14 protein-coding genes are annotated in these 12,443 nt (G+C 51.9%); 8 read left to right on the forward strand and 6 right to left on the reverse strand.

The genetic code is table 11. The features are described 5' to 3' along the window. Window positions 1-9: 9 nt before the first annotated feature. The 4 genes from proA to ACGS9J_RS05340 all read left to right on the forward strand — a co-directional run bounded on the left by proA (window position 10) and on the right by ACGS9J_RS05340 (window position 4,225). Window positions 10-1,263 carry a glutamate-5-semialdehyde dehydrogenase gene (gene proA / locus ACGS9J_RS05325; RefSeq protein ID WP_442229993.1) on the forward strand — a complete coding sequence of 418 codons (1,254 nt, stop codon included), beginning with the start codon at window positions 10-12 and terminating at the stop codon, window positions 1,261-1,263. 323 nt (window positions 1,264-1,586) lie between these two features. Then, the gene (locus tag ACGS9J_RS05330; RefSeq protein WP_442229994.1) at window positions 1,587-2,984 is read left to right on the forward strand and encodes a DUF3696 domain-containing protein; all 1,398 of its coding nucleotides are present in this window, start codon (window positions 1,587-1,589) and stop codon (window positions 2,982-2,984) included. After that, the gene (locus ACGS9J_RS05335; protein ID WP_442229995.1) at window positions 2,981-3,514 is read left to right on the forward strand and encodes a hypothetical protein; all 534 of its coding nucleotides are present in this window, start codon (window positions 2,981-2,983) and stop codon (window positions 3,512-3,514) included. The genes ACGS9J_RS05330 and ACGS9J_RS05335 overlap by 4 nt, the downstream gene beginning before the upstream one ends. Before the next feature lie 3 nt (window positions 3,515-3,517). After that, window positions 3,518-4,225: an RNA ligase family protein gene (locus ACGS9J_RS05340; RefSeq protein ID WP_442229996.1), complete on the forward strand. Its 708-nt coding sequence runs from the start codon at window positions 3,518-3,520 to the stop codon at window positions 4,223-4,225. A 341-nt stretch (window positions 4,226-4,566) separates the two neighbouring features. On the opposite strand, the gene ACGS9J_RS05345 is transcribed toward ACGS9J_RS05340, so the two are convergent. Next, on the reverse strand, window positions 4,567-4,824 hold the full coding sequence (locus ACGS9J_RS05345; RefSeq protein ID WP_442229997.1) for a helix-turn-helix domain-containing protein: 258 nt from the start codon (window positions 4,822-4,824) through the stop codon (window positions 4,567-4,569). 104 nt (window positions 4,825-4,928) lie between these two features. Here ACGS9J_RS05345 and ACGS9J_RS05350 point away from each other — a divergent pair, with 104 nt between their 5' ends. After that, window positions 4,929-5,153: a helix-turn-helix domain-containing protein gene (locus ACGS9J_RS05350; protein WP_442230306.1), complete on the forward strand. Its 225-nt coding sequence runs from the start codon at window positions 4,929-4,931 to the stop codon at window positions 5,151-5,153. A 32-nt stretch (window positions 5,154-5,185) separates the two neighbouring features. On the opposite strand, the gene cybB is transcribed toward ACGS9J_RS05350, so the two are convergent. The 5 genes from cybB to ACGS9J_RS05375 form a co-directional block, all read right to left on the reverse strand. Next, entirely contained in the window at window positions 5,186-5,710 is a 525-nt protein-coding gene (cybB, locus tag ACGS9J_RS05355) for a cytochrome b561 (protein WP_442230307.1), read from the reverse strand. A gap of 146 nt (window positions 5,711-5,856) precedes the next feature. Next, window positions 5,857-7,455 (reverse strand): ABC transporter substrate-binding protein, encoded by a 1,599-nt coding sequence (locus ACGS9J_RS05360; protein WP_442229998.1) that lies wholly within the window; start codon window positions 7,453-7,455, stop codon window positions 5,857-5,859. A gap of 177 nt (window positions 7,456-7,632) precedes the next feature. Beyond that, window positions 7,633-7,869 (reverse strand): hypothetical protein, encoded by a 237-nt coding sequence (locus ACGS9J_RS05365; RefSeq protein WP_442229999.1) that lies wholly within the window; start codon window positions 7,867-7,869, stop codon window positions 7,633-7,635. Between the two features lie 61 nt (window positions 7,870-7,930). Further along, on the reverse strand, window positions 7,931-8,065 hold the full coding sequence (locus ACGS9J_RS05370; protein ID WP_442230000.1) for a hypothetical protein: 135 nt from the start codon (window positions 8,063-8,065) through the stop codon (window positions 7,931-7,933). 129 nt (window positions 8,066-8,194) lie between these two features. Further along, window positions 8,195-8,443 (reverse strand): hypothetical protein, encoded by a 249-nt coding sequence (locus ACGS9J_RS05375; RefSeq protein ID WP_442230001.1) that lies wholly within the window; start codon window positions 8,441-8,443, stop codon window positions 8,195-8,197. 219 nt (window positions 8,444-8,662) lie between these two features. Between ACGS9J_RS05375 and ACGS9J_RS05380 the strand changes: the two genes are divergently transcribed. From ACGS9J_RS05380 to feaR, 3 genes are all read left to right on the forward strand, one after another. Next, window positions 8,663-9,304: a DsbA family protein gene (locus tag ACGS9J_RS05380; protein WP_442230002.1), complete on the forward strand. Its 642-nt coding sequence runs from the start codon at window positions 8,663-8,665 to the stop codon at window positions 9,302-9,304. A gap of 166 nt (window positions 9,305-9,470) precedes the next feature. Then, window positions 9,471-11,327, forward strand: coding sequence for a hypothetical protein (locus tag ACGS9J_RS05385; protein ID WP_442230003.1), 1,857 nt, complete (start codon window positions 9,471-9,473; stop codon window positions 11,325-11,327). 190 nt (window positions 11,328-11,517) lie between these two features. Then, complete coding sequence (gene feaR / locus ACGS9J_RS05390; protein WP_442230004.1) at window positions 11,518-12,432, forward strand: transcriptional regulator FeaR; 915 nt, start codon at window positions 11,518-11,520, stop codon at window positions 12,430-12,432. Window positions 12,433-12,443 lie beyond the last annotated feature (11 nt).

Consider the following 12,443-nt stretch of genomic DNA (forward strand, 5'->3'; position numbering starts at 1 on the left):
GGAGTGAGCATGCTAGAGCAAATGGGAAAGGCCGCCAAGCAGGCCTCCTGGCAGCTGGCGGTGCTGAGTACGGCGAAAAAGAACCAGGTGTTGTCGGTGATTGCCGACAGGCTGGAAGCCGACAGCGAAGCGATTTTACAGGCTAACGAACAGGACATGGCGCAGGCGCGTGCCAGCGGAATGACCGAAGCGCTGCTCGATCGCCTGCTACTGACCCCGGCTCGGCTGGCGGCGATCGCCAACGACGTGCGCCAGGTGTGCCGTTTGAACGACCCGGTCGGCCATGTTCTGGACGGCAGCCTGCTGGACAGCGGGCTGAAGCTGGAGCGTCGTCGCGTGCCGCTCGGCGTGATTGGAGTAATTTATGAAGCACGGCCAAACGTCACCATCGACGTTGCCAGCCTGTGCCTGAAGACCGGCAACGCGGTGATCCTGCGTGGCGGTAAAGAAACTCACCATACCAATCAGGCGACGGTGAAAGTGATCCAGCAGGCGCTGGAACAGTGTGGCCTGCCGGCAGCGGCGGTGCAGGCGATTGACAGCCCGGATCGCGCGTTGGTGAATGAGCTGCTGCGTCTGGATCGCTACGTCGACATGCTGATCCCACGCGGCGGCGCTGGCCTGCATAAACTGTGTCGCGAACAGTCGACCATTCCGGTGATCACCGGCGGCATCGGCGTTTGCCACACCTATGTGGATGACAGCGTTGACTTCGACAAGGCGCTGACGGTGATCGAAAACGCCAAAATTCAGCGCCCGAGCGCCTGTAACTCGCTGGAGACGCTGCTGGTGAACCGCAACATCGCCGCAGAGTTCCTGCCGGTGCTGAGTGCCAGAATGGCGGCGGTGGGGGTTACCCTGCATGCGGCGGAGAATGCTATGCCGCTGCTGCAAGACGGCCCGGCCACGGTGGTGGCGGTCGCGGCGGAAGATTACGACGACGAATGGCTGTCGCTGGATCTGAACGTGGCGCTGGTGGACGATATCGATCAGGCCATCGATCATATCCGCACCCACGGCACCAGCCACTCGGACGCGATCCTCACCCGCTCATTGAGCAGTGCCGAGCACTTCGTTCGCGCGGTAGATTCAAGCGCGGTGTACGTCAATGCCAGCACCCGCTTCACCGACGGCGGCCAGTTCGGCCTGGGCGCAGAAGTGGCGGTCAGCACCCAGAAACTGCATGCCCGCGGCCCCATGGGCCTGGACGCACTGACCACCTATAAGTGGATCGGTTATGGTGATGATTTGGTTCGCAGTTAACTTTTAGTTCGGCGTTGAGATTTAGTGTAGGGGCGCAGTTCAATTGGACTGCGCCCTTGTTGTATAGTTGAGGTGATTTTTCCAATACACTTTTGATATGATTGAAAACTAATCCAGAGTGCTGCTCCTGATTTCGCACTAATTTTGTTGTTGATCCAATAAAGTTCAATGGACATATTAAATTTTCGACTCCACTGACTTGTTGTGCGAGGATTACCTCGGAGATATCTCCCGCGCGTTCGAGAACAAAGAACTCAAAGAGTTTTGCGATTATTTTGTATGCTAGCGGAGTGGACTCAATTAGAAAAAGGAGAACTACGCTGATGCTGACACATTTGCGTATCAAAAACTTTAAGGCATGGAAAGACACTGGGGCCATTCGTTTAGCTCCGTTGACTGTGATCTTTGGTGCAAACAGCGCAGGTAAAAGCAGCTTGGGACATTTGCTGCTAACGCTCAAACAGACCGCGTTATCAGCTGATCGTAAGCGCCCGCTTCATTTAGGGGATGACAATTCCCTTATCGACTTGGGCACTTTTGCTGAGTGTCTGCACAATCATGACTTACAGAATGCACTGGCTTTTGAACTAGGCTGGAAAATTCCTAACAAAGAGCTAGTTGTACGCGATCCAGTTACACAAAAGAAATTTTCTGGAGATGAATTGCGCTTGGACGTAACAATCTCAGCTGACGCGAAAGAACAACCAAGAGTCGATAAACTGACTTATCAAATGTTGCACGAAAAGGTGAATAAACTTACCGTTAACTATTTCCGTGATATCAAAAATAAGCTAGAAATTTCATCGGAAGAGTATAAATTCGTACGTAATACTGGGCGTATTTGGCCGTTGGATGATCCCGATAAATTTTACCGAATTTCCGATCAAAGTCGCGCACGCTTTCAGAATTCAGAGTTCTTGTTGGACTTTGCTTTGAACGTTGAGGCAGCACTCAATAGTGTGTATTACCTAGGACCCCTTCGTGACCACCCCAAACGCATCTACTCTTGGTCAGGAGAAACCCCTGAGAGTGTGGGCCAGAAGGGAGAATTGGCTATTGCCGCTATTTTGGCAGCCAGTGCAGAAGATCGTAAACTGAATAGGGGGCAGAAACAGCGACTTGTTCGCTTCGATGAGTTTATTGCTCGCTGGTTAAAAGATTTGGGGATCATTGATAGTTTTACTGTTAAACCAGTGGCAGAAGGTCGTAAAGAATATGAGGTTTTAGTCAAGACACATGCAACTGCCAGCGAAGTTAAAATTACTGATGTTGGTTTCGGAGTGTCTCAAGTTTTGCCTGCCTTAGTACAAGCATTCTATTGTCAGCCTAATTCTACTATTTGGATGGAACAGCCTGAAATTCATTTGCATCCGCAAGTACAGGCTGAGTTAGCAGATGTTTTCATCTCGGCCACCCAAGCTCGCGAAAACGGTAAGGATCGAAACATACAATTGATTGTGGAAAGCCACTCTGAGCATTTTCTGAATCGCCTTCAACGTCGTGTGGCCGAAGGTGTGGTCAAGCCTGAAGATGTGGCCGTTTATTTCTGTCATCGCGTAGGCTCAGCAACAGAATTAGAACCATTGAGGTTGAATTTGTTCGGCGAGATAGAGAATTGGCCGGATAATTTTTTCGGCGATGAGATGGCAGATATTGCGGGACGCGCATTGGCAGCTTTAAAGCGTAAGAAGGCATTGGCATCTGAAGGTAAAACAGAATGAACAAAGTGGTAATCGATACTAATGTGTTATTGGTAGCCAACTTCCAACATCCGGACGTATCCGACAAATGCATTAAAGAATGTATTTGTCGATTAAAAGGTATGCAAGCTCGTGGTGTGACAGTGATTGATGACGGTTATCGGATTCTCGGTGAATATCAGCATAAGACACATCTTACTCCTCCTAAAGGAGTGGGTGATGTTTTCCTTAAGTGGTTGTTGCGCAATTTAGGTAACCAGCGACGAGTGGAAGCGGTGAGTTTAAACGAGTTAGAGACGGATTGTTTTGTGGAATTTCCTGATCCACAATTAGAGCCATTGTTTGATGCACCAGATCGCAAATTTGTTGCTGTGGCGAATGCTCATCCTGATAAACCACCTATTTGGCAGGCTGCAGATTGTAAATGGCTCGACTGGTGGCCGAATCTAGAGGTTCATGGTATCCATGTTGATTTTTTGTGCTCGGACGATGTATGCAGTTTCTACAACAGGAAATTTCCTAACAGGCCTTTACCTGAATTACCAGGGTGATTAATGACTGATTTTTTTCGTTTTCCGCATACTCCGCACTTAATGTGGCTAGGTGAGGGCTCTCCACGAAGTGACAAGATGTTGTCTCCGAACAAGGTGACAACATTACTTTCAGGCAATGTCGTGGTGGAAGAAAAGCTGGATGGAGCGAATTTAGGTTTTTCTCTTGCTTCAGGCGGCAGTTTACGTGTGCAAAATCGGGGTCAATACCTGACTGAACCCTATTTGGGACAGTTCACTCGTTTACCTGCATGGTTGGCACAACATGGAGCATCGCTTCAATCTGTCCTCAAACCTGAATTGATCTTGTTTGGCGAGTGGTGCGCAGCTCGTCATTCGCTGGACTATGTCTGGCTACCAGATTGGTTCCTACTGTTCGATGTATATGATCGAGCTGCTGGCCGATTTTGGAGTACGACTCGGCGTAATGCATTGGCTACGATTGCTAAGTTGGCTACGGTACCGGAGGTGATGCATGGAAATATTTCCGTGACTGCGTTGAAGCAGTTAGTGATAACTGTGCCTAGTCGCTACCGCGAAGGCCAGCTAGAGGGGGTGGTGATTCGCCGCGAATCAACCAAGTGGTGCGAGGCTCGAGCAAAACTGGTTCGTCCAGATTTTACTCAAGCAATCGATATGCATTGGCGCAAGCGGACGATTGAGTGGAACTGCATTGATATTTTGCAGAGAACCCAGAATGAACTTCTGTGAGGTGGTTTCGTCATGAGGGTTGGAAAAGTAATAGTATCTAGTGAGTGCTGCTGTTTTACCAGATGCGGTGCCCTTTGATTCGGTATATTACTTAAGGGTAGTACTTAGGTAAGATTTTAACTGATATGCAGTCATTCAATTTCATGGAGGTTTTTTCGATGGAATATCACGGTCCTACTTCTTAATTAGATGCAAAGGTTAGTCAGTAATATCTATTAACTACTGGGGGAATAACTGTCTGTTATTTACAACTATTATATATAAGCTCTTGAATGTATGTTGTTTATCTGTAAGCCTCCCCGATAGGAAATTGGCATCTTCCTATTTTATAATCCTTACTCTTAATAAAGATATTTTTTATTCCAGCCTCGCCCGCCAATCCGCTCAATAACCGCTCCAGCATCAACCCCAAGCAATCGGGCAATCACAGCAAATTCCACCACATCCAGCTTGCGTTCGCCGTTTTCAACCTTGGCGATAAACGACTGCGGGCGGCCCAGCGCTTCGGCCAGTTTGGTCTGAGTGATGCCTTTTTCTATACGAGCATCTCGAAGCGTTTTTATAACTAATTGATACTCGGTTGAATAAACTGAAGTCATGGCATTTTCCGCGAGTGATATCCCAAAATCGAATATCTGCCATTGCTGCGACTATCCCAAAACGGGATAATTAAGTCATCAGATAACCAGGAGGATTAAGCATGATGGATAAAGGTGATTGGCACCCGGCGGATGTGATTGCTGCTTTAAAGAAGAAAGGCACCACGTTAGCGGCGGTATCCAGAGAGGCAGGGTTGGCTTCTTCTACCTTGGGCAATGCGCTGGCGCGGCATTGGCCGAAGGGCGAGCGATTGATTGGTGAGGCTTTGAATCTGCCTCCTGCGGATATATGGCCCTCAAGATACCCAAGTCCAGCGCGAAAGAAGTGAGCGGCGGGGCGATGCATAACAGGGCAGCGAACCTAACGCCGATTCAACCAAGGCAGCATACGCACCAGCGCATTGTCCTTAACGATATAGTGGTGGAACAGCGCTGCGGCGGCATGCAGCCCGATCAGCCAATAACCGAAAGCCGCCAGCGTCTTGTGCCAGCCGATGATGGTCCGCGCCTGCGGTCGGTCGGCAATCTCGGCAAAGGGCATCGGCAAGCCGAATAAAAACCACTCTTTGCCACCCAAATAACGGGAATAGACGCCGAGAACCGGCAACGTCAGCAGCAACAGATAAATCAGGCTGTGCACCAGATGTGCCGCGCCGGTTTGCCATTTTGCCGGTTTCGGGTCGATAGCGGGGCTGGTGTGGCGCCAGCGCAGGAACAGGCGGGCAATCATCAGAACAAATACCGTCACTCCGCAACTGAAGTGGGTCACCACCAGTACGTACCACACCGGGGTGCCCGGTACGGCAAGCCCTCTCAGTTCAATGGTCGTGCAGGTCACGACCAGCAGCATCGCCACCAGCCAGTGCAGGCGATGCTGCATCGGCATATAAGAGTTCTGCACCGGGTTACCTTTTGATGTTAAATCACAGTGCTGACGAGAGTAACCAAATGTTACAGGGGAGGAAAGCGCCGGATGAGATTTTCATCCGGCGTGTTGCTGGTGCGGCGCTTAAAGCGGGGGCCGCAGGTCACTCAGTCGATCTTGGCTTTGGCGAAGTCACTGCCGTTAACGTCAACCACATAGCCGCTGACGTTGCTGCGGGTGGCATAGAACACCTTGCCGTTCGCCAGTGGCAGCAGTGGGGCCTGCTGGGCGAAAATCACCTGCGCCTGCTGATAAAGCTTGGCGCGTTCGGCAGGGACGCTGACCTGAATCGCTTGCTGGATCAGTTTGTCATAGCTGCTGTCGCACCAGCGGGCCGCGTTGGCTCCGGTTTGTACACCGGCGCAGCTGAGCAAGGTGGCGAAGTTGTCCGGGTCGCCGTTATCCGACATCCAGCCGTACAGCGCGCTCTGCTGTTCCCCTTTGCGCAGCCCTGCCAGGTACTGACCCCATTCCCAGGTGACGATTTTGGCTTTCACGCCCACTTTCGCCCAGTCGCTTTGGATCATCTGAGCGATGCGCCGTGAGTTAGGGTTGTAAGGGCGGGCTACCGGCATCGACCAGATGTCGGTCTCAAACCCTTTCTCCAGCCCGGCCTGCTTGAGCAGTTCACGCGCCTTCTCCGGGTTGTAAGCGTATTCCGGCAATTTGTCGTTGTAGCCCAACATGCCTGGCGGCAGTATCGAGTTGGCCGTGGTGCCGCTGTCTTTGAATACCGCTGAAACGATGGCTTTTTTGTCCACCGCATAGCTCAGTGCTTGGCGTACCAGCACGTTATCGAACGGCTTCTTCTGGGTATTGAACGCCAGATAGCCGACGTTCAGGCCGTCGATATTGTGCAGTTGCAGGTTCTTGTCGCCCTTGATGGCGTCAAACTGCTCCGCCAGCGGGGCAGGGATGATCTGGCACTCGTTGGTTTTCAGCTTGGCCAGCCGGGTTTCCGGGTTTGGCGTGATGGAGAAAATCAGGTGCTTGCTGGCCACTTCGCCCTGCCAGTAATGCGGGTTGGCGATGTAGCGGATCAGCGAGTCCTGCTTGTACTGCTGCAACGCAAACGGCCCGGTGCCGATAGGCCAGTTATCGACATACTCCGGGGTGCCTTTTTTCAGCATGGCATCGGCATATTCGGCGGAAAGGATCGAGGCGAAGTCCATGGTCCAGTCAGCCAGGAATGCGGCGTTAGGCTGGCTCAGCGTAAAGCGCACGTGGTCGTTATCCACCGCCTCCACTTTGGTGATCAGTTTGTCCAGCCCGGTGTCGGTAAAGTACTCGTAGTTGCCGCCGGACACCTTGTGATACGGATTATTGGCATCTTTTTGACGCATCACGGTGAACACCACGTCCTCGGCGTTGAAGTCGCGCGTCGGGGTGAAGTATTTGTTGCTGTTGAATTTCACGCCCTTGCGCAGCGTAAAGGTGTAGGTTTTGCCATCCGGGCTGATGGTCCACTCGGTTGCCAGTGAGGGGGCCGGGGTTTTATCGCTTTCACGCAGCGTCAGCAGGCGGTTGTACAGCACCTGCGAGGTGGCGATAAAGGTGGTGCCGGAGCTGGAAAGCTGCGGGTTGAAAGATTCGGGCGAGGCCACGGTGCAGTAGACCAGGGTATCCGTGGCGGCCAGTGCGCTGCCCGCCGTCAACAGGCCGGTACCTGCCAATAACAGACCTGCCGTGCTTTGTTTTAAACGCATAAAATGGGTGGCTCCCTCAGGTTGATTGAGGACACTGCCGCCGCTGTGGCATTCAGGCAGCCCTCAGTTTAAATATAAGTGATTGATCGCGAATATGGGAGCCAGTGAATGACGATTGATCGACGGCTACGGGCTAGCTGGCCTATTTTTTGTCGGTTCTCAGTTTCGGCCCCGGTATTAATGGCGGTTGGCGGGAAGGTTCTCTGGCGCCCGCTTTTCTGGCACTTTTTTGTGTGGTTGCTCAAGCCGCCTTTTGTTGTGGTGCGGTTTGGGCTGCACTTTATTATTATGCGGCTTTTTATTATTTTGATGAATAATTGGGCGCTCAGGCTCTTTATTGATCGGTGGCGCAGCGAAGACCGAGGTGCAATTTAACGCCATGACGGCGGTGATAATAAATATCAGCTTTTTCATTATTATTTCCTGAGTATGGAAAACGGTATTCTTGGTCAGTGCCAGGGATAGGGCTGACGGTTTAACGTGGGCCGTTAAAGTGATAACCCGGCCCACCGTGGCGGCCGCCACCGCCGCCGCCAGGAGGGGGGAATATACAGCCGGAAAGCATTGCGCTAATAGTCAGCGCACTGATGAACATCAGAATACGACGCATAATATAACCTTTAACCTCTACATTGAGGGGGCCAGTATCATCTTGCGCCATAGTTGTTAGCAATATGGAAAGGGTAGGCAAATCGAAAAGGTTCTGTAAGTAAGAATATTCTAATCTGAGAGGCGGGAGTTAATATCCCGCCTTAAGCATTTCAGCGCGTAATAAGTCGACTATCGCCGGTTCAATATCAGGAAATTGCCGCGTAATATCCTCAATCGCCTCTGCGACGGAAGGGGCGGCAAAGGTACCGGAAAACGGCACCAGCGGCAGATTGGCGTCGCTGTCCGGGAATTCACCGCTGATGGTACCGGTGATCATCCCCGCGTTCTTTTGCGCAGTGAAGTCATACTCACCAATATTCTTATTAATCAGTGTCATATTTACCTCGGTACAGCGTCTCCTGGCGCAGTGGTTCACTTATTAAGGCCTTCTTCAAGCATAGCGCCTGAGCAGGAGAATGCCACTCACGGCCGGTGCATCCCCTTGATGTGGCTCAAATCCACATAAACATAAGGTAATAAAAACTGGCCTTGAAACGATAATTTGATTATAAACACCGCCGTTAGGGACAATGTTCTCATCTGAATTGGAGTTGTTATGTTGGCTAAAGTTAATCGGCTGTTCGCCGGGGCGCTACTGGCGCTATTGCTTCCCGCTGTCGCTGCGGCGGCGGATTACCGTGCGGGCGAACAATATTCTCGCCTGGATAAGCCGGTGGCATCGGCCCCTGCGGTGGTAGAGTTTTTCTCCTTTTATTGCGGCCCCTGTTATCAGTTTGCCGAAACCTACCATGTGGGCAGCACCGTCAGCCAGGCCTTGCCTGAGGGCACTAAACTGACCAAATATCACGTTGGCCTGATGGGCAAATTGGGCAATGAGCTGACCGAAGCCTGGTCGGTAGCGATGGTGATGGGCATTGAGGATAAAATCGAAGGTCTGCTGTTCGACGAGCTGCAAAAGAAGCGCGCTATTAACAGTGAAGAGGATATTCAGCGGGTGTTTGCCGCCGCCGGTGTTGATGCCGCGGCCTATGAAAATGCGCGCCACAGCCTGCTGGTGAAGGGCATGACGGCCAAGCAGAATGAAGCGGTGAAAGCGCTGGACGTACGCGCAACGCCATCATTTTATGTTTCCGGCAAGTACAAAATCGACAATACCGGCATGGCGAGTCAAAGCGTCGACGGTTATGCGAAGGAGTATGCCGCCGTGGTCCGTTATCTGCTGGATAGCCAGCCTTAATCCGCAAAACTTACAGGCGCAGGGTGTTTATCCTGCGTTTTCCCTCAGTCTGTTCTGTCAGCCATCAGCAGACGCGTTGCGGTATCTCCCCATTTCTGTGGTCGATATATTGAGACTCCTCGGCAGGCGTTAGTAGACCCCTGCTACAAACACTTAGGAGACCTCTATGCCATTACCTTCATCAAGCACCATTTACTATGTTGCAACGCTGAATGATGTCGCGTTAAACACCACCAGTACCGAAGAGATTGTCGTAACGGACAGCTATACCGGCGGCCGGTTTATCAAGCAAGCCGCTAGTCCGTCAGTCGATCGCTGGGATGTTGATGGTGTAATGCTGATTAAAGACGCCAACAATATTATCTGGGAAAGGGTTTTTGAAGACTGTGTCGATCCGGAGTGGTGGGGAGCCAGACCATTCTATCGCAATAAATCCGGAAGCTTTGTAAATGATGGCTATGACAACGCGCCGGCATTTAGCCGCATGCTGGCCTGGTTGGTTGGCACCGTGATTGTTTCGGGCACACCTCCTGGCGGTACTTATATTAACTGGACCCCAAAACCGGCAGGCGTGCGCTTTAAAGGTAATCGTCAATATGGTTTCACCTCAACCGTCATCTGGAATACGCGTATTAATCTGTATGCCAATGGTGGTGCTATTTTCGCCAATGAAGGTTTTAATCTGGATGCGGGCAATCCGAAGGCGTTGCTACGGTTGTATAACGAAAAGAATCGACCGACCATTGAGTGCACGTTGGAAAAACTGGAAATGTATTCTTGCAGCCCAAACCGTATCGACAGCGGCACCATTAACCAAGGTGTGACGGCAATGCTGTTTGAGGGCGAGGGTGTTGCGGGAGATTTTCGTTTCTGTCGATGCGTTGTACGCGAGGCAAAATTCTACCATTTCCGCACCGCTCCAGCGGTCAGATATGGGGCACGTGCTTATTTGATCCGTTTCTATGATAGTTATTTCTCGCAAAATTCAGGGGGGGACGTTTATTACCCTGCCGGTATTGCCGATGCGGGGGAGAACTTCAGTTATACCAACTGCACCTTTGGCAATGGAGGCGTTCTGAATCTGGAGGGTGGGGCGCATAACTTCGTCAATTGTTCCATTGATTACCAAAAGTTTGGTTTTGTGATTAAAAATGCGCGGGTATGTATGCTCGGTGGCCATATGGAGATCAACAGTGATATCACCGACAGCCGCGTGGTGATCACGGGCACCGGCAGCTTTAGCGCTGTGGGAACCAAATTTTACGGCACCACCAATGTACCCATTACTGCGCCTTCCTATTTTGACGCTCAACAGCCCCACAGTAAGGTGATCCTGCAAGATTGCGAGTTTGAGAATACCTTTGGGCACGGCACGTTATTATCAGGGGAAGGTCAATTAAAAACGCAGGGATGCTTTATGGTTAACCAGAACCAATGCCCGGTGTTACAACCGTTAACTTCGAAAAACAATAGAATGCTGAATCTGCAAACGGCGGAGCAAGTGAGTTCTTATTTGGCGACTCTGTACGGTTATGCATTTACAGCAGCTAATTATCTGGTGCAAACCGTTTATCCTCCGGCCGGGGCTGCTTTCACCGGCAAGGTGATTGAGATCAGGAAAACAGCCAATACTACCGGCAGCCAACGGATTGCTATCCCAATGGCGATGGGGGAGGGCAGAGTGCCTTACTGCCGAGTGCAGGTAATGGGATCTGTGGGGTTCTCTACCGCAGCCGGATATGCGTTTTCCGGTGAAGGGATCCGCAGTTTGACCGGATCTGCAGGCTATTATTTTTCCAACGTTAAGGACACCTGGAATTTCGGTGCAGTTAATGTGACCACCAGCCCGACAACGGCAATCAACATGTTTGGCAACGCCAGCGATTTCAACGTGGGTAGCGGGCAAACGCCGCGCAATATTGCCGATGGTGGTCAGCAATGGCTGTTGTTCTATATCGATCTGACCAATTTGCCGACCGGTGAATCACTGTATATTGGCAATATCAATTTTAACGTTTTGTGATCTCCGCTTGTATGTACAACCCGGCTGCGGCCGGGTTTTGCATGTCTGGAGGCGCAAGGCCCAATCTGTGATCCCTGCGCCAGATCCCGCTGACGGCATTGCTTGTATGTTACTGGATTGTTATGTTGATTTTCTGTTCACACCGCTTGCGGTTCGATCGCGTCCATCGCTGATGTTTGAAGGAGGATCCATGGCAATTTCCGTACCGGTCAGGGAGGTTGGCTTCGAGGAGTGGTTAGCGAAAATCAACTCCGCCTGCGGCCGGTTTTGCGCCAGGACGCTGGGGCCAGGATTTAGCGGCGCGATGCAGGAGTTCCGCGCCCATGCGTTACGCCTGAGCGTGGTTGATGCCGCACAAACCCGTTTGTATCGGACTCAAAAAGAGATTGCCCGCAGCGACGGGGCACACTTTTTCACGGTTTTTCAGCTGCGCGGCAGCTCATTGATGGAGCAGGGCGACCGACAGGCGGTATTGTCCGCCGGTGACGTCACGCTGATCGATGCTTCACGCACCAGCAGCTTTACCTTTCAGCAGGACTCCCGCCAAATTTCATTACTGATGCCGCGAAGCTATTTCGAACAGTCCGCAAGCCTGAACGATCGGTCATTTGCTCGACGGCTCGACGGGCAAAGCAGCATGGCGCGCCTCAGTCGGCAACTGGTTTTGGGGTGTATGCAGGAGGCGCAGATGAGCGCTTCCGAGAGCGAGGCGATATTGAGTGCCGTGGCGACGTTGTTACGCCCGGCGCTGGTCGAACGTGACCTGGGATCTGACGTTCATCCGGAGACGTTCACCCGGACGCTGGCGTTTATCGATACGCATATCCAGTCGGCGGCGTTACGGCCGGAGTGGATTGCCGCTGAGCTGGGTGTTTCGGTACGCAGCCTGTACCGGATGTTTGCCCGTCAGGGGCTGGTGGTGGCGCAATATATCAAGCACCGTCGCCTGGATTTGTGCGCTCAGGCGCTACGCAGCGCGCCGGCGCGGGAAAAGTTGGCCACTGTCGGCTATGACTGGGGCTTTGCCGATCACAGCCATTTTTCCACTGCCTTCAAAAGCCGTTTCGGCGTCTCGCCAAGCGAATACCGCAAGCAGTATCAGTAGCGCCGCGGTCG

The sequence above is a fragment of the Serratia quinivorans genome (genome assembly GCF_052113645.1).
Classification (GTDB): Bacteria; Pseudomonadota; Gammaproteobacteria; order Enterobacterales; family Enterobacteriaceae; genus Serratia; species Serratia quinivorans_B.

Excerpts from the sequence above, each read along its gene's own strand:
- proA (WP_442229993.1), top strand. The coding sequence starts at position 10 with ATGCTAGAGCAAATGGGAAAGGCCGCCAAGCAGGCCTCCTGGCAGCTG.
- ACGS9J_RS05330 (WP_442229994.1), top strand. The coding sequence starts at position 1,587 with ATGCTGACACATTTGCGTATCAAAAACTTTAAGGCATGGAAAGACACT.
- ACGS9J_RS05335 (WP_442229995.1), top strand. The coding sequence starts at position 2,981 with ATGAACAAAGTGGTAATCGATACTAATGTGTTATTGGTAGCCAACTTC.
- ACGS9J_RS05340 (WP_442229996.1), top strand. The coding sequence starts at position 3,518 with ATGACTGATTTTTTTCGTTTTCCGCATACTCCGCACTTAATGTGGCTA.
- ACGS9J_RS05345 (WP_442229997.1), bottom strand. The coding sequence starts at position 4,824 with ATGACTTCAGTTTATTCAACCGAGTATCAATTAGTTATAAAAACGCTT.
- ACGS9J_RS05350 (WP_442230306.1), top strand. The coding sequence starts at position 4,929 with ATGGATAAAGGTGATTGGCACCCGGCGGATGTGATTGCTGCTTTAAAG.
- cybB (WP_442230307.1), bottom strand. The coding sequence starts at position 5,710 with ATGCCGATGCAGCATCGCCTGCACTGGCTGGTGGCGATGCTGCTGGTC.
- ACGS9J_RS05360 (WP_442229998.1), bottom strand. The coding sequence starts at position 7,455 with ATGCGTTTAAAACAAAGCACGGCAGGTCTGTTATTGGCAGGTACCGGC.
- ACGS9J_RS05365 (WP_442229999.1), bottom strand. The coding sequence starts at position 7,869 with ATGAAAAAGCTGATATTTATTATCACCGCCGTCATGGCGTTAAATTGC.
- ACGS9J_RS05370 (WP_442230000.1), bottom strand. The coding sequence starts at position 8,065 with ATGCGTCGTATTCTGATGTTCATCAGTGCGCTGACTATTAGCGCAATG.
- ACGS9J_RS05375 (WP_442230001.1), bottom strand. The coding sequence starts at position 8,443 with ATGACACTGATTAATAAGAATATTGGTGAGTATGACTTCACTGCGCAA.
- ACGS9J_RS05380 (WP_442230002.1), top strand. The coding sequence starts at position 8,663 with ATGTTGGCTAAAGTTAATCGGCTGTTCGCCGGGGCGCTACTGGCGCTA.
- ACGS9J_RS05385 (WP_442230003.1), top strand. The coding sequence starts at position 9,471 with ATGCCATTACCTTCATCAAGCACCATTTACTATGTTGCAACGCTGAAT.
- feaR (WP_442230004.1), top strand. The coding sequence starts at position 11,518 with ATGGCAATTTCCGTACCGGTCAGGGAGGTTGGCTTCGAGGAGTGGTTA.